This window comes from Actinoplanes couchii (assembly GCF_016862075.1).
GTDB classification, from domain to species: domain Bacteria; phylum Actinomycetota; class Actinomycetes; order Mycobacteriales; family Micromonosporaceae; genus Actinoplanes; species Actinoplanes couchii.
Map to the genome: position 1 here is coordinate 60,518 of NZ_BOMG01000110.1, position 18,221 is coordinate 78,738.

At 70.0% G+C, this 18,221-nt stretch carries 17 protein-coding genes; 10 read left to right on the forward strand and 7 right to left on the reverse strand.

Annotated elements, in window-relative coordinates; translation table 11 throughout:
- Positions 1-107 precede the first annotated feature (107 nt).
- The 4 genes from Aco03nite_RS44645 to Aco03nite_RS44660 all read left to right on the forward strand — a co-directional run bounded on the left by Aco03nite_RS44645 (position 108) and on the right by Aco03nite_RS44660 (position 5,635).
- Entirely contained in the window at positions 108-617 is a 510-nt protein-coding gene (locus tag Aco03nite_RS44645; protein WP_239145947.1) for a sigma-70 family RNA polymerase sigma factor, read from the forward strand.
- Positions 614-1,339 (forward strand): zf-HC2 domain-containing protein, encoded by a 726-nt coding sequence (locus Aco03nite_RS44650; RefSeq protein WP_203807735.1) that lies wholly within the window; start codon positions 614-616, stop codon positions 1,337-1,339. Before Aco03nite_RS44645 ends, Aco03nite_RS44650 begins: the two co-directional genes overlap by 4 nt.
- A gap of 32 nt (positions 1,340-1,371) precedes the next feature.
- Positions 1,372-2,394 carry a S66 family peptidase gene (locus tag Aco03nite_RS44655; protein WP_373872689.1) on the forward strand — a complete coding sequence of 341 codons (1,023 nt, stop codon included), beginning with the start codon at positions 1,372-1,374 and terminating at the stop codon, positions 2,392-2,394.
- 220 nt (positions 2,395-2,614) lie between these two features.
- Positions 2,615-5,635 (forward strand): S8 family serine peptidase, encoded by a 3,021-nt coding sequence (locus tag Aco03nite_RS44660; RefSeq protein WP_203807739.1) that lies wholly within the window; start codon positions 2,615-2,617, stop codon positions 5,633-5,635.
- 1 nt (position 5,636) lies between these two features.
- Here the strand turns inward: Aco03nite_RS44660 and Aco03nite_RS44665 are convergent, their stop codons facing one another.
- Positions 5,637-6,116: a response regulator gene (locus tag Aco03nite_RS44665; RefSeq protein ID WP_203807741.1), complete on the reverse strand. Its 480-nt coding sequence runs from the start codon at positions 6,114-6,116 to the stop codon at positions 5,637-5,639.
- 76 nt (positions 6,117-6,192) lie between these two features.
- Between Aco03nite_RS44665 and Aco03nite_RS44670 the strand changes: the two genes are divergently transcribed.
- Positions 6,193-7,206 (forward strand): NADPH:quinone reductase, encoded by a 1,014-nt coding sequence (locus Aco03nite_RS44670; RefSeq protein ID WP_203807743.1) that lies wholly within the window; start codon positions 6,193-6,195, stop codon positions 7,204-7,206.
- Positions 7,207-7,213: 7 nt separating this feature from the next.
- Here Aco03nite_RS44670 and Aco03nite_RS44675 read toward each other — a convergent pair whose 3' ends face one another.
- The 6 genes from Aco03nite_RS44675 to pseB all read right to left on the reverse strand — a co-directional run bounded on the left by Aco03nite_RS44675 (position 7,214) and on the right by pseB (position 13,598).
- Entirely contained in the window at positions 7,214-8,212 is a 999-nt protein-coding gene (locus Aco03nite_RS44675; protein WP_203807745.1) for a PseG/SpsG family protein, read from the reverse strand.
- Positions 8,213-8,297: 85 nt separating this feature from the next.
- Positions 8,298-9,026, reverse strand: coding sequence for a cytidylyltransferase domain-containing protein (locus tag Aco03nite_RS44680; RefSeq protein WP_203807747.1), 729 nt, complete (start codon positions 9,024-9,026; stop codon positions 8,298-8,300).
- Positions 9,023-10,684, reverse strand: a complete 1,662-nt coding sequence (locus tag Aco03nite_RS44685; RefSeq protein WP_203807749.1) for a class I SAM-dependent methyltransferase — start codon at positions 10,682-10,684, stop codon at positions 9,023-9,025. The genes Aco03nite_RS44680 and Aco03nite_RS44685 overlap by 4 nt, the downstream gene beginning before the upstream one ends.
- Positions 10,681-11,490, reverse strand: a complete 810-nt coding sequence (locus Aco03nite_RS44690; RefSeq protein WP_203807751.1) for a hypothetical protein — start codon at positions 11,488-11,490, stop codon at positions 10,681-10,683. The genes Aco03nite_RS44685 and Aco03nite_RS44690 overlap by 4 nt, the downstream gene beginning before the upstream one ends.
- Positions 11,491-11,493: 3 nt before the next feature.
- A complete protein-coding gene (locus tag Aco03nite_RS44695) occupies positions 11,494-12,618 on the reverse strand; it encodes a DegT/DnrJ/EryC1/StrS family aminotransferase (RefSeq protein ID WP_203807753.1) in 1,125 nt (374 codons plus the stop codon).
- The gene (gene pseB / locus Aco03nite_RS44700; protein ID WP_203807755.1) at positions 12,618-13,598 is read right to left on the reverse strand and encodes a UDP-N-acetylglucosamine 4,6-dehydratase (inverting); all 981 of its coding nucleotides are present in this window, start codon (positions 13,596-13,598) and stop codon (positions 12,618-12,620) included. The genes Aco03nite_RS44695 and pseB overlap by 1 nt, the downstream gene beginning before the upstream one ends.
- A 192-nt stretch (positions 13,599-13,790) precedes the next feature.
- Here pseB and Aco03nite_RS44705 point away from each other — a divergent pair, with 192 nt between their 5' ends.
- Genes Aco03nite_RS44705 through Aco03nite_RS44725 form a run of 5 tightly spaced genes read left to right on the forward strand, consistent with a single transcriptional unit; the run spans position 13,791 to position 18,181 of the window.
- Entirely contained in the window at positions 13,791-14,033 is a 243-nt protein-coding gene (locus tag Aco03nite_RS44705) for an acyl carrier protein (protein ID WP_203807757.1), read from the forward strand.
- Complete coding sequence (locus tag Aco03nite_RS44710) at positions 14,030-14,761, forward strand: SDR family NAD(P)-dependent oxidoreductase (protein ID WP_203807759.1); 732 nt, start codon at positions 14,030-14,032, stop codon at positions 14,759-14,761. The genes Aco03nite_RS44705 and Aco03nite_RS44710 overlap by 4 nt, the downstream gene beginning before the upstream one ends.
- On the forward strand, positions 14,758-15,972 hold the full coding sequence (locus tag Aco03nite_RS44715; protein ID WP_203807761.1) for an AMP-binding protein: 1,215 nt from the start codon (positions 14,758-14,760) through the stop codon (positions 15,970-15,972). The genes Aco03nite_RS44710 and Aco03nite_RS44715 overlap by 4 nt, the downstream gene beginning before the upstream one ends.
- Complete coding sequence (locus tag Aco03nite_RS44720) at positions 15,969-17,003, forward strand: LuxE/PaaK family acyltransferase (protein ID WP_203807763.1); 1,035 nt, start codon at positions 15,969-15,971, stop codon at positions 17,001-17,003. Before Aco03nite_RS44715 ends, Aco03nite_RS44720 begins: the two co-directional genes overlap by 4 nt.
- The gene (locus Aco03nite_RS44725) at positions 17,000-18,181 is read left to right on the forward strand and encodes an acyl-CoA reductase (protein WP_203807765.1); all 1,182 of its coding nucleotides are present in this window, start codon (positions 17,000-17,002) and stop codon (positions 18,179-18,181) included. Before Aco03nite_RS44720 ends, Aco03nite_RS44725 begins: the two co-directional genes overlap by 4 nt.
- The last annotated feature ends 40 nt before the right edge of the window (positions 18,182-18,221 follow it).

Here is an 18,221-nt window from a genome sequence, read left to right on the forward strand (position 1 = left end):
TGTTTCCGTCTTCCGCGGGCGCTCGTTGAACCGGTCCACATGCCACGATGTACATCCGGGTGGACGGGCCCAACCCGAGGGGAGAGCTGGCGCCGATGAAGCGACGGGTGAGCCCCGACGAGCAACTGATGACCGCGCTCTACACCGAACACTATGCCGTCTTGATCAACTTTGTCTCCCGCTACGTGTCGGACCGGCACAAAGCGGAGGACGTGGTTCAGGAGACGTTGTTGCGGGCTTGGAAGCACATCGACCACCTCGACCCGGAACCGGGACGAACCAGGTCGTACCTGCTCACCATCGCCCGCAACGTGGTGACCAACGCGTGGCGCGCCGAACAGCGCCGACCACGCCTGGTCGCCGATGAGAACGCGGTCAACTCGGTGCCGTCGGCTGACAATGTTGATCAAATGGTGGAAGGCTGGCTGGTGGCGGAGGCGCTGGAGCGACTCTCGCCGGAACACCGGGCGGTCATCCAGGCGATGTACTACGAGGGGCAGAGCGTGGCGGACGCGGCGCGGAAACTGTCGGTGCCGGAGGGCACGGTCAAATCACGCGCCTACTACGCCGTACGAGCGTTACGCACGGTATTTGAAGAGATGGGGATGCTTCGATGAGCGACCTCGACGAACACGGAGCGCTGCACAGGTTGCTCGGCGGGTACCTCCTCGGTGGACTCGACGAAGCGGACACCGAGAAGCTCGACGAGCACCTGCACGACTGCGCCGACTGCCGGGCCGAGCTCGACCTGCTGGCGCCGGTCCCGGAGATGCTCCAGCACCTGCCGGACGCACGGCACATCGGCGGTGGCGCCGCCCTCGCGGTCGGCCCGACGGCCCGGCCCAGTCCACAGAACATCGAGAGTCTGCTCGGCCGGATGCGGGCCGAGAAGTACAAGGAGACCCGGGTCAACCGGGTGCGCTGGCTCGCCGCCGCCTCGGTCACGCTGATCGCCGCCGCGGCCATCGGCTACGGGATCATGACCAACACCGGCCAGACCCCGGGCGCTCCGGATCCGGGGGTGGTGGCGCTGCCCAGCGCGGTCAGCGCCCAGTTCCAGCCGGCTCCGGGCAACGGGCTGACCGGCACCGCCGCGGTGGTCCCGAAGAAGTGGGGCGTCGAGGTGTCCCTGGCGGTCACCCGGATGTCCGGCGACGGGCCGTTCCTGTGCCTGGTCCGGATGAAGGACGGCAGCACCCAGCAGGCCGCGGCCTGGGGTGACAGCGCCGACGGCGAGGCCAAGCTGACCGGCGCGAGTTCGGCGCAGATGTCCGACGTCGCGGCCATATTGATCACCGACCGGGACGGGAAGGTGCTCGGGACGGCATCGATGGCCTGAAAGCGGTTGCCGGGGCGGGTTGAATGGAGATCATGAGACTTCGCCCCGGTGACCGTGTCGCGGTCGTGTCCCCGTCGTTCGCGGCGCCCGCGCTCTTCCCCGCCGTCCACGAGCTGGCCATGAAGCGGCTGCGCGAGGAGTTCGGCCTGGAGCCGGTCGAGTACCCGACCACCAGGCGGTTCGGCGCCTCTCCGCAGGACCGGGCCGCCGACCTGACGGCGGCCTACGCGGACCCGTCGATCCGGGCGGTCCTGGCCGTCGTCGGTGGTGACGACCAGCTCACCGTGCTGCCGTTTCTGGACCCGGCGCCGTTCCGGGCCGATCCCAAGCCGTTCTTCGGCTACTCGGACAACACCAACCTGCTGAACTGGCTGTGGAATCAGGGCGTGAAGTCCTTCCATGGCGGGTCCACAATGGTTCACATCGGGCGCGAATACCCCACTGATCCCCTTCATGCGGCCTCGTTGCGCGCGGCCCTCTTCGACGGTGGCGACCTGGAGATCACGCCGGTGGCCGAGTTCTCCGAGGAGGAGATCGGCTGGGACGACCCGCGGGCGTTGACCGAAACGTCACCGCCGGCGCCGAGCCCGGGACGGCACTGGCACCAGCCGGACCGGACGGTCACCGCGAAGACCTGGGGTGGCAACCTGGAGATCCTGCACTGGAATCTGGCGGCCGGCCGGTGGATCCTGCCGAACGAGCGGTACGCCGGATCGATCCTGTTGCTGGAGACCTCCGAGGAGATGCCGCCCGGTGCGGAGGTGTTCCGGATGCTGCGCAACTTCGGCGAGCGCGGTCTGCTGGAGCAGTTCCCGGCGGTGCTGGTGGCGACGGCCAAGGCCACCGCGCTGTTCGAGCCCCGGCCGGTGGCGGAACGGCAGAAATATCGGGACGAGCAGCGTGAAGCGGTGCTGAGAGCGTTCGCCATCTATCACCCCGAGGCAATGATCACCTTTGGAATCGATTTCGGACACACGTCACCGCAGTGGATTCTTCCGTACGGCGGCCAAATGACCGTCGATGGACCGGGTCGCCGAATCATCGCTCACTACTAGGCTGGTGTTCGTAACAAATCCGGGGCAAACTCCTTGATCAGATCGACCCGTGGCGATTTTCGTCTCGGGTCGAACTCTGTCCTGAGGGAGGCGCGCGACGTCCGAGCCTCGCACCACCGTGCCCGGCCGGGGTCGTACGCGCGGCACGGAGGAGGCAGCCCGCGTGGGCTCAGAAAAGTCAATCAGGCGGTTCACCGCCGCAGCAGGCATCGGCGTGCTCATGACGGTGGCGGGGGTCGGTACCGCCACCGGAGCGTCCGCCGCACCGGGTGACCAGCGGTTCGAGCCGGTCCCGGCCGGTTCAAAGATCAACAATCTGCCGGCCGGCATGCGCGACCGGCAGGTCACGGTGATGGTCGAGCTGAGCGAGGAGCCGGTCGCGGTCGTCGACGCGGCCGCCACGGAACCGCTGACCACGACCCAGAAGAAGCAGCGCCGGGAGCGGATCCGCACCGAGCAGACGCCTGTCGAGAAGAAGGCCCGTCAGCTCGGCGGCACGGTTCTCGGCGCGTACCAGGACGCGTACAACGGCATCAAGGTCCGGGTCGCCGCGGACAAGCTGGAGACGCTCGCCGCCGAGACCGGCGTGGTCAAGGTGCACGCGCTCCAGTTGGTCAAGCCGGACAACACCCGCGGTGCGGCATTGATCGGCGCCCCGGCGGTGTGGAGCGCGCCGGACAACGTGCGTGGTGAGGGCATCAAGGTCGCGGTCATCGACAGCGGCATCGACTACACCCACGCCGACTTCGGCGGACCGGGCACCCCGGCGGCGTACGAGGCCGCCCACGCCACCGAGACCGCCGCGCCCGACCCGAAGCTGTTCGGCGCCAAGGCCCCGAAGATCAAGGGTGGTATCGACCTGGTCGGCGACACCTACGACGCCGACCCGGCCAGCGCGTCCTACCAGCCGGTGCCGAAGCCGGACGCCAACCCGCTGGACTGCGGCGGGCACGGCACCCACGTGGCCGGCACGATCGGCGGCTACGGCGTGCTGGCCGACGGCACCACGTACCAGGGCGCCTACGACAACTCCACGATCAACGCCAAGTCGTGGATCATCGGCCCGGGTGTGGCCCCGAAGGCGGACCTGTACGCGGTCCGGGTCTTCGGCTGCAACGGCTCCACCGACATGACGGTGGACGCCATCAACTGGGCCGTCGCCAACGACATGGACGTCATCAACATGTCGCTCGGCTCGCCGTTCGGCACCGCTGACGCGCCCGAGTCGGTGGCCGCGGACAACGCCTCGAAGAACGGCGTGATCGTGGTCGCGTCGGCCGGCAACTCCGGCCCGGCGCCGTACATCACCGGCAGCCCGGCGGCCTCGACCAGCACGATCAGCGTCGCCGCCAGCGACCCGACCCCGGCCTTCCCGGGTGCGCGGCTGTCGCTGGGCCTGGACGCGGTCAACGCCAACGGCGCCACCTTCACCGACGGCCTCACCGCTCCGATCAAGGTGATCGGCAACGGCGCCGGCGGCATCGGGCTGGGTTGCAGCACCGAGGAGTTCGCGGCGGCCGGTGCGGCCGGTTCGATCGCGGTGGTCGCCCGGGGCACCTGCGCCCGGGTCGCCAAGGCGGTCTACGGCCAGGCCGCCGGTGCGGTCGCGGTGATCCAGGTGAACAACGTGGACTCCCTGCCGCCGTACGAGGGCCCGATCACCAGCAACCCGGACACCGGTGAGTCGGCGAACGTCACCATCCCGTTCCTGGGTGTGCCGTCGTCGGCCGGCGCGACCCTGCAGGCCGCGGACGGTACCGGCCTCTCGCTGACCAACCTGAACCTGGAGAACCCGGGTTACAAGGCGACGGCCAGCTTCTCCTCGGGTGGCGCGCGGGTCGGTGACAGCTGGCTGAAGCCGGACGTCACCGCCCCTGGCGTGAGCATCTTCTCGGCCGGCGTCGGCGCGGGCACCGGCACGGTCGCCATGTCCGGCACCTCGATGGCCGCCCCGATGACCGCCGGTCAGGCGGCCCTGGTCAAGCAGGCGCACCCGGACTGGCGCAAGGTCGAGTACTGGAAGGCGGCCATGGTCAACACGGCCGACCCGTCCGGTGTCGCCGACTACTCCACCCGGATCAACGGGTCCGGCCTGATCCAGGCGCCGGGCGCGGTGAACACCCAGGTCGTGGCGCTCGGTGACAAGGGCACCGCCACCCTGAACTACGGCTTCGCCGAGCTGGACAAGACGTACAGCAAGCGCAAGGTCGTCAAGGTCAAGAACCTGAGCCGGACCAAGCAGACCTTCACCGTCGCGGCCACCCTGCCCGCGGGCAGCCCGCACAAGGTGAAGCTGTCGAAGAAGACGGTGACCCTGGCCGGTAAGGGCGAGACCGAGGTCGGTGTCACCCTCGAGGTGGCCGCCGGGACCGCGGGTGACTCCAGCGCGTTCCGGGACGTCGCCGGGCTGATCACCCTCACCCCGACCGGTAAGAGCAACGACGGTGTCGCGCTGCGGGTGCCGTACTACCTGGTGCCGCAGGCCGTGTCGAAGGTGAGCACGGCGCTGGACGTCAACGCCCTCAAGAAGAAGGGCTCGGCCACGGCCACCGTGACCAACCGCAAGGGCGCCGTCGCCGGGACCGCCGACGTGTTCGCGTGGGGCCTGTCCGACGGCAAGGACGCTCCGGGCGCCGCGGACCTGAAGGCCGTCGGGGTGCAGAGCCTGCCCGCCGACAACGCCGTCGCGTTCGCGATCAGCACCCACAACCGCCTGTCGAACGCCGCCCGCAACGAGTTCGACGTCTACGTCGACGTCAACGGCGACAAGGTCGACGACTACCTGGTCGTGGGCGCCGACTACGGCCTGCTCACCACCGGCGACCTGACCGGCGAGCTGGTCACGGCCGTCTTCGACCTGCGGACCGGCGGCGGCACGCTGGAGCTCTTCGCCGACGCCCCGTTCGACAGCAGCACCATCGTGCTGCCGGTGCTGGTCTCCCAGCTCTGCGAGGCCGGCTCGCCGTGCCTGTCGGCGGAGAACCCGCGCCTGACCTACCACGTGGAGAGTGTCGGCCTGATCGACGGCAACAACGACGAGATCGCCGGGACCGCGACGTTCAACGCGTTCACCCCGGCCGTCACCACCGGCCCGGTCGGTGCGGTCGCGCCGAACAGGACCGCCACCTCGAAGGTCGTGTTCGACAAGGCCGAGTTCGCGAAGAGCCCGGCCAAGGGCCTGATGGTGGTCAGCCAGGACAACAGCAGTGCCACCGAGGCTCAGCTGATCAAAATCAACTGACTCAGGCGGTACGACGGAACGGCGGTTGTTCCGGTTTCGCCTCCGAAGCCAGGGCTTGCCGGGCGGCCAGCAGTGCCGCCCGGGCCGCCGTCGCCGACCGGGCCGCCTTCCCGGACCTGGTGCCGAGCAGCCCTTCCAGACGGCTGCCGAGCTGGTCCCGGGTGAACGGTTTCGGCAGGAAGTCGTCGGCGCCGGCGTGCAACGCGGTCATGATCTGATGACGGTGCACGTCGGCGCTGATCACGATCACCGGAAGGTTCTCCAGCACCGGTGAGTTCCGGATCATCCGGCACAGTTCGATTCCCGAGACCCCGGGCATGCGCACGTCGGCCAGCACCGCGTCGACGCCCCCGGCGGTCAGCAACTCCATCGCGGCGCCGCCGTCCCCCGCCGTGACCACGTCGTAGCCGAGCCGGTGCAGGACGAGTGTCAGCAGCTCACGATGGTCGATCTCGTCATCGGCGATCAACACGGTGGGCACGGGCTACCTCCCAGAACTCGGCATACTCCTGTTCGGCAACCCGAAAGAACGCCTGAGAGCGAAATAGGGTGGGGGTATGCGCGCTGCCGTCTTCCACGAGCCCGGTCCCGCCTCCGTCCTCCAGATCGTCGACCGTGACCTGCCGCCGGCCGGTGCGGGGGAGGTGCGGGTCCGGATCGTGTACTCGGCGGTGAACCCGACCGACACCGGCACCCGGGCGGGCCGGGGCGTGCCGGACGGGGTGGCGCCACCACGGGTGCCGAACCAGGACGGCGCAGGTGTGGTGGACGCGCTCGGCGAGGGTGTGCGGGACCTGGAGTGCGGTGACCGGGTGTGGGTGTGGGATGCCGGGTTCGGCCGGGTGAATGGGACCGCCCAGGAGTATGTGGTGCTGCCCCGGCACCAGGTGGTGCGGATGAACGACGACATCCCGATCGAGGTCGGGGCCGGTCTGGGCATCCCCGCGCTGACCGCGCACCGGTGCCTGACGCTGGCCGCGGACGGGCCGGACCGTCTGCAGCCGGGCGCGCTGGCCGGCCGGACCGTGCTGGTGGCCGGTGGGGCGGGCGCGGTCGGCAACGCGGCGATCCAGCTCGGCAAGTGGGCCGGCGCAACGGTGCTCACCACGGTCAGTTCCAAGGAGAAGGCGGAGCTGGCGCTCGCGGCCGGCGCCGACGCGGTGATCGACTACCGCGAGGAGGACGTCGCCGCCCGGGTCCGTGAGATCAGCCCGGCCGGACCGGACGTGATCGTCGAGGTCAACACCGACAATCTCGACCTGGACCTGGACATGATCGCCCCGGGCGGCAACATCGCGATCTACGTGGGCGGGAAGGTCCGGGTGCCCAGTTTTCGGGCGATGATGAAGAACGCCAGCCTGGACTTCGTGCTCACCTACTCAACCAAGCCGCGGGAGAAGGCGAACGCGGTCGAGGCGGTCGCCGAAGCGGTCAACGCGGGTGCCTTCCGGGTCGGCGAGGAGGCCGGGCTGCCGCTCATCCGGTTCCCGCTCGACCGCATCGGCGAGGCGCACGAGGCGGTCGAGAACCACGCGGTCGGCAAGGTCGTCATTGAGGTCACCGCCCTCTGAACCGCGGTCACCGCCCTCTGAGCAGGGTGTCCGCGACCCGTTCGACACCCCGGCCGTCGACCGCGGCCCAGCCCTGCACGGCCAGCGCGGTGCGGTCGGCCGGGTTCAGCAGCAGCCGGCGCAGCGTGGTGACGGCGTGCTCGTCGAAGTCACCGAGCCGGCCCAGCCCCGCCGCGTACCCACGGGCGATGGTCCGGTCGTACCCGAGGATCTGGTTGTCGACCACCCAGACCAGGGCCGCCGCCCGGCCGAGGCAGAGCAGCTCCCAAGTCGACGTGCCGCTGGCGCTGACCACCAGGTCGGCCTCGGCGAGCAGCTCCGGCAGCCGGTCGGTCGGGTCGATGATCTCGAAATTCTGGTCCTCGCCGGCCGGGATCGACTCCAGGTCGGCGCGCAGGCCCGGGTCGGCGGCGATCACCGTCGCGTCGAAAGGCGCCGCGGTGTCCGCGAGCAGTCGCGCGACCTGCGGCGCGGCACGATAGGCGTCGGTTCCACCGAAAAACGCGACCACCTTTGCGGTACGCCCGGAGAGGTGCACCGGAGCAGCGGGCGGCCGCAGGCGGCGTACCGAGGTACGCAGCAGGGCGTAATCGATTCCGGTCAGCAGGGTGCCGTCCGCGTCGAGTGCGGTGTCCAGGTTCTGATCGACGTAGATGTCGGCGTCCTGCCCGCGGGTGTCACCGTCCACGATGGCCAGCACGGTCCGCCCGGTGGCCCGGACCGCCTTGGAATGCGCCGGCGGCAGCGTGTACGAGTCCACCACCAGCGCGTCCAGCCCGAGCCGTTCGACCGCGGCGACCAGTCCCACCTCGTCGTAGGGCGCCGGATGCCAGGGCAGCCCGCGCTGCCGCAGTTGCGCCTCGGCCCAGGCCAACCCGCCGAGGTCACTGAGGAAGTGCACGTCCACACCCCGCGCGACGAGCTCCTCGGCCAGGGCCACGCACCGTACGAGATGCCCGACCCCGGTCTTCGGTCCCGCGTCGCACCGGATACCGATGACGGTCACGCTGTGCCTGCCTTGGCATGCTCTTCTGGCCCTCGCCTGCGGCGTCGTCGGTCCGCTGCGGGTAGGTGCCGCTCGGTGCAGGCGATCATGCCTGCTCGAGTTCCTTCTGCGCGATATGAGCGTTCAAGCCGGCGAGCTCAGGGCGGTCGGCGAGCCAGTCGGCGAGTTCCCGGACGGCCACCGGCGCGTCGCCGAAGTGCTCGACGATCGCCTCGATCAGACGCCAGTCGTCCTCGGTGTCCAGGGTCAGCCGCAGGTACGACAGATCCGGCAGCACCGTCATCCCGATCACGTCGAAATCGGCCGGGTGCGAGTAGATGTACGAGGTCACGTGCGTGCGGTGATGGTCGTACGCCATCGTGTCGATCTCTTTGAGCACCGCACCGCGGACCACCTCGACGTCCAGGCCGCGCGGCAGCGTCCGGGTGATCGACGTGGTCAGGTAGTCGGCGCCGGCCGCCGCGAACACCCGGTAGGCCCGGGCCACCAGCCGCGGGTCGAGCAGCGGACAGTCCGCGGTGAACCGCATCACGTGCTCGGCCGACCGGGTCTCCAGCACCCCGAGGAACCGGGTGAGCACGTCGTCGACCGGCCCGCGGTAACACGCGACGCCGATCCGCTCGCACTCGGCGACGACCGCGTCGTCGGCCGGCTCGATCGTGGTGGCGACCACCAGATCGTCGAGGACCCCGCTCTCCCGGGCGGCATGCACCACCCGGTCGAGGACGGTACGGCCGCCGAGTTCGCGCAGCACCTTGCCGGGCAGCCGGGTGGAGCCCATCCGGGCCTGAATGATCCCGAGGGTGGTCATCATCGTCCTTTTCGGATGCGATTGCGGGCCGCCCGGGCCAGGACGAGCCCGGCCTTGGCGGCGCGATAGCCGAGGTTGCCGCTGAACGCGGCGATCTGTGTCTTGGCGCGGCCCAGTTCGGCCTCGCGTTTCTCCAGTTCGACTTCGAAGAACCGGGAACGTTCCTCGGCGTCGGCCAGCTGTCGTCGCAGGGCCGCAACCTGCAGGAGCTGTTCCCGCTGCCCAGGCAGCGCTTCCTGGCCCTGGTGCCCGGCCACCGCGTCCTGGCCTCGCGGCCCGGACGCCGTTTCCTGGCCCGGCTGTCCGGCAGCTACTTCTTTGCTCCGCTGTCCGGGTGCCACTTCCTTGCCGGACATTTCCGGAATGTCGGTCGGGTTGGCGAGCCCGGCCGCCCCGGCCAGGACCGCGATCAGCCGGACCACATCGGTGATACCCGGCCACGGGTGGTGGTATCCGCCGTCGATCAGCAGATGGGCGAATCGGGCCAGCGCGTCCGACCGCTCCGGTTCGCCCGGGTCCAGCACGGTGAATCGCGCACCGTCGACCAGCACGTTCCCGGCGGTCGTCAGCGGCAGTTCGGTCATCCACCCGGTGAGCAGCCGCCGCAACTCCGGCAGATCGTGCCCGAGCGCCGCACTGAGCAGCCGCTCCTCCAGCAGATGACCATCCGGCAGCGGTTCGGCGGTCCCGTTCCCGGTCCGACGCAGCCAGCCATCCGGCGTGCCGAGAATCTCGGTGACCGCAGCCGCCCCTGACCCGCCGGCCGCCGATCCGCCGGTCTCTGAGCCACCGACCCCCGATCCGCCCACGAAGAGTGCCGGGGGCAGCTGGATTCCCTGGGTCGGGCGGGTGGCGCGCTGGGCGATGACCAGCCAGGCGGGGGCCAGCTCGGCGCCGATCCCGCGACGCACGGAGGAGGCGGCAAGCCGCCGGGGATCACTGAGGACAGAGCCTTGCGAGTACGCGGTCGCGGTCACGTTCGCGGCCAGGGCGGCGAGCGCGTCCAGTGGCCCGTACCGCAGCGTCTCGGGGTTGATCAGCAGTGTCGGGTTGGCGGGAAGCGGCCAGAGAGCGGCCATCCCGGACACCGGAAGGCCTTCGGCGCCGAGAACCTCAGCCACCCGATCGGCCCGGCCCGGTGCGGTGCCGAACTCGGCGGCCGCGTTCCAGGCGTCGGCGGACCGGCTCGCGGACGGGGTGCCCGGATCGACCAGCCGGTGGATGCCCAGTTCGTTCTCGACCGTGAGCAGCAGCGTCCCGCCGGGGCGCAACGACCGCTGCAGCAGCCGGACCGATTCGGCCCAGTCCAGCGGGGTGTCCTCCGGCGAACAGAGCCGCCCGACCCCGTCGAACGCGATCACCACGTCATACCGGTCGGCATCAGTCAGCTTCGACAGGGTGCCGCAGAGGACGGTCAGGCCGGATTCGGTCGGATCCGCCGCGTCCGAGGACAGCGTTTCGGCATCCGGCCGGGAGCGGAGCAGGCAGGTCACCTCGCGCCGGTCGGCCAGTGCCCGGACCAGCCCGGTGTCGTGCGGCCCGGCGACCAGCACCCGGATGCCGGCGGGCAGCCGGTCGGCCAGGTGCCGGTAGAGGGGCCCGGCGGCCGGCGGGTGCTCCTCGGCGTACTCCGGCATCTCGCCGCCGATCATGGTGATCATGCCGGCCATCCCAGGATCGCGCGCAGTTCCGCCGGGGACGCCAGATGCCCGTCGCCCAGCTCGGCCAGCACGGTGGCCCGGGCCCGCTCCGGTTCGGGCGCGGACCCGTGCAGCTCCGGCCATTCGCGCCGGATCCGGTCGGGTGTCGAGGTGTCCTCGCGGTCCAGGTACATCGGGTCGCCGTAGACCGCGGGCTCGCACCCGGCCGCGGTGCCGTAGAGGATCGCGGTGCTCAGCCGGTTCGACGCCACCCGCCGGTGCTTACGCAGCTCAGCGAGCTGGTTGTGCAGGAACCGGGCGTCGGTGCGCATCCGCATGTAACCCCGGTACCCGTGACAGATGACCCGGCCGCTCTTCTCGTAGAGCGCCCGGATCCGGCTGTCCTCGAACTCGTTCCAGTAGAGACAGAAGGTGATCGGCCCGTCCTCGGTGGCGGTGATCTCGTCGATCAGCCGGTGATGGTCCCCGCTGACCTTCTGTCCTTCCCAGCCGTGGAACGGGTACCAGATCGTCCCCTCCCGCGGCGTCTCCGGCTCGGGTTCGGCCAGGGAACGCAGCAGGTAGAGGAACGGGGCGCCGGTCACCGTGGCCAGCGGCCGGTTCATCGACCAGGCCCGGCGGCGGGTCCGTTCCGACCACACGAAGATCGGCAGGCCGGGCGCGTACGGGGTGCCCGCGCCCAGCCCGTCCACCACGTTCCAGCCGTGCTGCAGGTAGCCCTCGACCCGGGGCGGGTCGGCCGGGTCCAGCCCGCAGTATTCGGCGAGGACGTGCGCGTGGCCGTAGAAGTGGTTGCCGTGGTGCACCCGTCAGCTCCCGAGGATGCCGCGCAGAGCCTCGACCACGCGGTCCTGGTCACTGTCGGTGAGGTCGGCGTAGAGCGGCAGGGACAGCTGTTCGGCGTAGAAGGCCTCGGCGTTCGGGCACAGGCCACGCCGGTAGCCGAGGTCCTCGAAGACCGGGTGCCAGTACGCCGGGACATAGTTGACCTGCACGATGATCCCGCCGGCCCGCATCCGGTCGAACACCTCACGACGGCGCCCGTCGAGGATCCGCACCGGGTACAGGTGCCGCATCGCGTCGACGCCGTCGCCGTGCACCGGCAGCCGCAGTCCGGGCACGCCGGCCAGCAGCTCGTCGTAGCGGGCGACCAGCTGCTGCCGCCGCGCCTTGAACGCGGCGAGCCGCTTGAGCTGCGAGCTGCCCAGGGCGCAGAGCACGTCCGGCAGCCGGTAGTTCAGGCCGAACTCGTGCACCTCCTGGTGCCAGCCACCCTCGTCCGGATACCGCATCCTGGCCCGGTCCCGGACCAGCCCGACGGTCCGGAACTCCCGCAACCGGGTGACCAGCTCGGGGTGGATCGAGGCGACCGCCCCGCCCTCCGCGGTGGTGAGGTTCTTGGTCGGGAAGAACGAGAACGTGGTCAGGTCGGCGAGGGTGCCCACCGGCCGGCCCCGGTACACCGATCCGATCGAGTGCGCGGCGTCGCCGAGCAGGTACGCCCCGGCCCCGTCCGCGATCTTGCGGAGCCGGTCGTAGTCGGCGGGCACCCCGGCGTAGTCCACCGCCGCGATGACCTTGGTACGCGACGTGACCAGCGCTTCGACGGCGGCCGGGTCGATGTTCGCGGAGTCCTCCTCGACGTCCGCGAACACCACCTTCGCGCCGAGCATAGCCGCGCCCGAGGCGGTGGCCACGAACGTCATCGGCGTGGTCACGACCTCGTCGCCGGCTGTCACACCGGCGGCCGCGTACGCCGCGTGCAGGGCTGTCGTCCCGTTGGTCACCGTCACGCAGGGCGCGCCGGCGACCGCTTCGAGATCGGCCTCGAACTGGGCGACCCGGGGCCCGGTGGTCAGCCAGTCGCTGCCCAGGGCCTCGACGACCGCCTCCACGTCGGAGGCGTCGATCGACTGCCGTCCGTACGAGATCATCAGGACTCCGCGAGCAGTTCGCGCATCTCGTCGACCGAGAGCCACAGGTCGTTGTTGTCCGAGCGGTAGTTGAAGCCGTCGGCGACCTCCTCGCCACCCTCCGGCGTCTGGTAGCCCCAGCTCGCCACCACCGGCTGGACCACGTAACGGTCCTTGAAGCGCAGCGTGCGGCGGCTGTCGTCGGCGGCGATCATCTCCTCGTGCAGCTTCTCGCCGGGGCGCATGCCCATCTCGTGGGTGGCGGCGCCGGGCGCGACGGCCTCGACCAGGTCCATGATCCGCATGCTGGGGATGCGCGGCACGTACAGCTCGCCGCCCTGCATCACGTCGAACGAGTCGACGACGAACTTCACCGCCTGGTCCAGGGTGATCCAGAACCGGGTCATCCGCTTGTCGGTGATCGGCAGGCTCTTGCCCTCTTCGGCGAGCTTCTTGAAGAACGGGACCACCGAGCCGCGGCTGCCCATCACGTTGCCGTAGCGGACCACGGCGAGACGGGTCGGGTGGGTGGCGGCGTAGTGGTTGCCGGCAATCACGATCTTGTCGGCGGCCAGCTTGGTCGCGCCGTACAGGTTGATCGGGCTGGACGCCTTGTCGGTGGAGAGCGCGACGACCTTCTTGACGCCGGCGTTGATGGCCGCGTCGATCACGTTCTGGGTGCCGTTGATGTTCGTCGCGACGAACTCCGACGGGTTGTACTCGGCGGTGTCGACCTGCTTGAGGGCGGCCGCGTGCACCACGTGGTCGATGCCGTGCATGGCCCGGGCGAGACGCTTCTCGTCCCGGATGTCGCCGATGAACATCCGCAGGCGGGGGTCGTCGCCGAACATCTGGCGGACCTCGTACTGCTTCAGCTCGTCCCGGGAGAAGACGACGATGCGCGCCGGGTCGAGGTGGGTCAGGGCGTACCTCAGGAAGGCCTTGCCGAAGGAACCGGTGGAGCCGGTGACAAGGATCGAGGAGCCGGCGATTTCAGACAAGGTTTTCTCCGCAGGGTTTCAGCGATGAGGCCGGGTACGAGCCGGAAGCATAACCAGCGGATTCGCTAATTCCACGAGTGCGGAAGAACGCCAAATTCAGTTCATTTCCAGTTCAGCCGGGATTGGTCCGGCAGACCGGGAAGCTGCGGGAAGGTAGGACTCCTCTAACCACCCCCACCCGGGAGTAACACCGTGACTGAGCTGCAGAGACTACGCGAGGCGTTCCGTACCGCCCTCGATCTTCCGGCGGACGCCCCCGTGGACGACCTGCGCTACCAGGACAACGAGAAGTGGGATTCGCTCGCGCACATGTCACTTGTCGCGACCATTGAAGATGAATTCTCGGTAATGATTGACACCGACGACGTCATCGATATGTCCAGTTTCAAGGAAGCCGTGCGAATCCTCGGTAAATACGGGGTGGACGTCAAGTGAGTGTCGCCCTCGTGACGGGTGCGTCGCGCGGCATCGGCCGAGCCGCCGCGCACCGCCTCGCCGAGCAGGGCTTCGACCTGGTGCTGCACGGCCACGGCCCGGACGCGGTCGCGGCGGCCGCGGCGGAGTTGGCCGGCAAGCACGGCGTCACCGTCGTGCACGCCGCCGGTGACATCGCCGACCCGGCCACCAGCAAGGCCCTGGTCCGGCTGGCCTTCGAGACGTTCAAGCGGCTGGACGCGCTCGTCGTCAACGCCGGCACGCACGCGGCCGGGATGCTGGGCATGACCCCGGACGCCACCGTCGAGCGGCTCTTCGCGGTGAACGCGGCGGGTGCCGCGTACACCCTGCAGAACGCGGTCCGGCTGCTCGCGCGCGCGCAGAACCCGGCGGTGGTGCTGACCGCCTCGATCACCGGCACACACGGTGCCGCCGGTCAGGCCGTCTACGCCGCCTCCAAGGCCGCCGTGGTCGGGCTGGCGAAGTCGGCGGCCAAGGAGCTCGGCCCGCGCGGCATCCGGGTCAACGCGGTCGCGCCCGGCTTCATCGCCACCGACATGCTGGACACCCTGGACGAGGCCGGTCGTGCCGAACGCATCGCCGACACCGCCCTGGGCCGGCTCGGCACCGCCGAGGAGGTCGCCGACGTGATCGCCTTCCTCCTCTCCGACCAGGCCCGATTCGTCACCGGACAGGTGATCGGGGTCGACGGGGGATTGACGCTGTGAACCTGCTCCACCCCTCCGCCAAGGTCGTCGACGCGGCCACCGGCGAGACGCTCACCCCCGACCTGATCGACGCGGCCGAGCGGGAACTGCCCGCGGAGTCGCCGGTCTTCCTGTCGATGGCCACCACGGTGTCGTCGATCGCGACCTACCTGGCCGCGTTGCGCGCCGGCAAGCCGGTTCTGCTGCTCGACCCGGAGATCGACCAGACCTCGCTGCGCGAGCGGTTCACCACCGACCGGGTGCACCCGGACCTGGCTCTGCTGCTCACCACCAGCGGCTCGACCGGCGACCCGAAACTCGTCCGGCTGTCCCGGGACGCGGTGCTGGCCAACGCCGGGCAGGTGGCCGACAGCCTCGGTGTCACCGCTGACGACGTGGCGATCACCACGTTGCCGCTCTTCTACTCGTACGGCCTGTCGGTCCTGCACTCGCACCTGCTCCGGGGTGCGACGGTGGTCCTGGAACGCACCGGGATCATGCAGAAGGACTTCTGGGCCGCGGTGAACGACCACCGGGTCACGTCGATGGCGTTCGTCCCGTCGCAGTACGAGATGCTGCGGCGGCTGCGCTTCGACCCGGCCCGGTACCCGTCGCTGGGTACCCTCACGCAGGCCGGTGGCCGTCTGCGCACCGACCTCGTCACCGATTTCGCCGACCGGATGGACACCGTCGGCGGCCGGTTCTTCGTGATGTACGGCCAGACCGAGGCCGCGCCCCGGATGGCCTGCCTGCCGTCCGCCCGGCTCCGGGAGAAACTCGGCTCGGCCGGCGTGGCGATGCGCGGCGGGACGTTCGCGATCGAGGACGACGAGGTCGTCTATCGCGGTCCCAACGTCATGATGGGGTACGCCGAGACCGCCGCCGATCTGGCCCGCGGTGACGATCAGGGCGGCGAGCTGCGCACCGGCGACCTGGGCCGGCTCGACGACGAGGGCTATCTGTTCATCACCGGCCGGATCAAGCGGATCGCCAAGGTCTTCGGCGTCCGGATCAACCTGGACGACGTCGAGCGCGAGTTCCCGGTCGCGGCCGTGGCCGGCGACGACAAGCTGCACGTCTTCACCCTGGACGGCGACGCCCGGGCGCTGCGCACCAAGATCTCCGAGTGGCTGGGCACCCACTTCACCGGTGTCGACGTGCGGACGATCGAGGCGTTGCCGCTGCTGCCGAACGGCAAGACCGACTACCGCGCCCTGGAGGCGTCGCTGTGAGTGTCTTCACCCTGTCGCAAGCCGACAAGGAGGCGCGGCTGCTCGACGAGCTGTCCACGCTGACCGATTTTCATCGCGCCAACTGTGAGCCGTACGACCGCATCCTGCGCGCGTCCGGCTACCAGGGCGCGTCCGGTGTCGCCGAGTTGCCGTGGCTGCCGGTCCGGCTCTTCAAGACCCTGGAACTCAAGAGCATCCCGGACGACGAGGTCTTCAAGGTCCTCACCTCCAGCGGCACCACCGGTGACGTCAGCAAGATCTACCTGGACAAGGCGGCCGCCGCCGAGCAGCAGCGACGGCTCGCCGCCACGGTGCAGACCGTGCTCGGCCCGAAGCGCCTGCCGATGATCCTGGTGGATACCAGGGCGATGCTGAAGGACCGCCGCTCGTTCAGCGCCCGGGGCGCCGGCGTGCTCGGCATGTCCACCTTCGGGCGCGACCACGTGTGGGCGCTCGACATGGACGGCCAGGTGGACCTGGCGGCGCTGCGCGGTTTCCTGGAGAAGCACGGTGACCAGCCGTTCCTGATCTTCGGCTTCACCTTCCTGGTCTGGCTGCACCTCTACGAGGTGGCGCTGGAGCACGGGCTGGACCTGAGCAACGGCATCCTGATCCACTCCGGCGGCTGGAAGAAGCTGATCGACCAGGCCGTCTCACCGGAGGAGTTCCGCAAGCGCCTGTCGGGCGTCGGGCTCACCCGGGTGCACAACTACTACGGCATGGTCGAGCAGATCGGGACGATCTTCCTTGAAGGCCCGGACGGTGGTTCGCTGTACTGCCCCGACTTCGCGGACGTCGTGGTTCGCGACCCGGAGACCTGGGCGGAACTACCGCCCGGCAAACCGGGCCTCCTGGAGGTCGTGAGCACGCTGCCCACCTCCTACCCCGGCCACGTGCTGCTCACCGAGGACCTCGGCGTGGTGCACGGCATCGACGACGGCGAGTGGCCCGGGAAGCGGTTCTCGGTGCTCGGCCGGCTGCCCCGCGCCGAGGCACGGGGCTGTTCGGACACGTACAGGAGCGCGGCATGAAGTTTCGTTTCGGGGTCGAGGGCGATCTGACGGCGCCGTCCGAGGATCGGCTGACCGTCGGTGACCCGCGGGTCGTCGACTTCCTCGCCAAGCTGGCCCGCAAGCTGCTGGCGCCCGCGGTGGCCCGGAAGTTCCCGGAGCTGGGCTCGCTCGGTTACTTCCTGCGACCGGCCGAACTGCACCGGGCGGTCGCCGCGATGCAGCGTACCGACGCCATGGTCTTCCCCCGGGGGAACGTCTTCCACCTGCCCCCGGCCAATGTGGACACCATCTTCGTCTACTCGTGGGCGCTGTCCGCGCTGGCCGGCAACCACAACGTGGTCCGGATCTCGTCGCGGTCGGCGGGTGCGGCCGAGGTCATCCTGGACGCGCTGAACAAGACCGAGGCCGACCCGGTGATCGGGCGGACCCAGAAGATGGTCACGTACGGCCATGACGACACCGTCACCGCGGCGCTCAGCAGGTGGTGTGACCTGCGGGTGATCTGGGGCGGCGACCGGGCCGTCGACACCATCCGCAAGCAGCCGCTACGGCCGTCGGCCCGGGACCTGACCTTCCCGGACCGGACGTCCTGGGCCCTGCTGTCGGTGCCCGGCTGGCAGGCCGCCGACCCGGCCGCGCGCAAGGCCGCCGCGGTCGGGTTCGCCAACGACGCCTACTGGTTCGACCAGGCCGCCTGCTCGTCGCCGCGGACCGTGTTCCTGGTCGGCGCGGGGGACACCGCCGCGGTCCGCTCCGAGTTCCTGGACCTGTTGCTGCAGGTGGTCGACCAGCGCGGCTGGACGGTGGACGCGGCGATGGCGGTGGAGAAGCGGGTCAACGCGTACGAACTGGCCGCGACCGGCGCCGCGACCGCCGTGGACTTCCCGGACAACCGGCTGACCGCGGTGACCCTGGCCGATACCGATCAGGCGCCCCGGCGCTGGATCGGGGCCGGGGCGTTCCCGTTCGCCGAGGCCGGCTCGCTGCTCGACCTGGTGCCGGCGATGAACCGGCAGGACCAGACGGTGAGTCATTTCGGGTTCGCCGAGAACGAGTTGCGGGCCTTCGCGACCGAGCTGGGCGGGCGCGGGGTGGACCGGATCGTGCCTTTCGGATCCGCGCTGACCTTCGGGTCCATTTGGGACGGATACGACCTTCCGGCCGAGTTCACCAGGCTTACCACGCTGCACATATAGGTGATTGCCGACGTTGCGCCGGGGGCGTACCGTCCCGGCC

What these genes read in the sequence shown, in the direction of transcription:
- Aco03nite_RS44655 (WP_373872689.1), top strand. Translation starts at nt 1,372, where the DNA reads ATGAGACTTCGCCCCGGTGACCGTGTCGCGGTCGTGTCCCCGTCGTTC.
- Aco03nite_RS44650 (WP_203807735.1), top strand. Translation starts at nt 614, where the DNA reads ATGAGCGACCTCGACGAACACGGAGCGCTGCACAGGTTGCTCGGCGGG.
- Aco03nite_RS44685 (WP_203807749.1), bottom strand. Translation starts at nt 10,684, where the DNA reads ATGATCACCATGATCGGCGGCGAGATGCCGGAGTACGCCGAGGAGCAC.
- Aco03nite_RS44725 (WP_203807765.1), top strand. Translation starts at nt 17,000, where the DNA reads ATGAAGTTTCGTTTCGGGGTCGAGGGCGATCTGACGGCGCCGTCCGAG.
- Aco03nite_RS44660 (WP_203807739.1), top strand. Translation starts at nt 2,615, where the DNA reads ATGACGGTGGCGGGGGTCGGTACCGCCACCGGAGCGTCCGCCGCACCG.
- Aco03nite_RS44680 (WP_203807747.1), bottom strand. Translation starts at nt 9,026, where the DNA reads ATGATGACCACCCTCGGGATCATTCAGGCCCGGATGGGCTCCACCCGG.
- Aco03nite_RS44695 (WP_203807753.1), bottom strand. Translation starts at nt 12,618, where the DNA reads ATGATCTCGTACGGACGGCAGTCGATCGACGCCTCCGACGTGGAGGCG.
- Aco03nite_RS44670 (WP_203807743.1), top strand. Translation starts at nt 6,193, where the DNA reads ATGCGCGCTGCCGTCTTCCACGAGCCCGGTCCCGCCTCCGTCCTCCAG.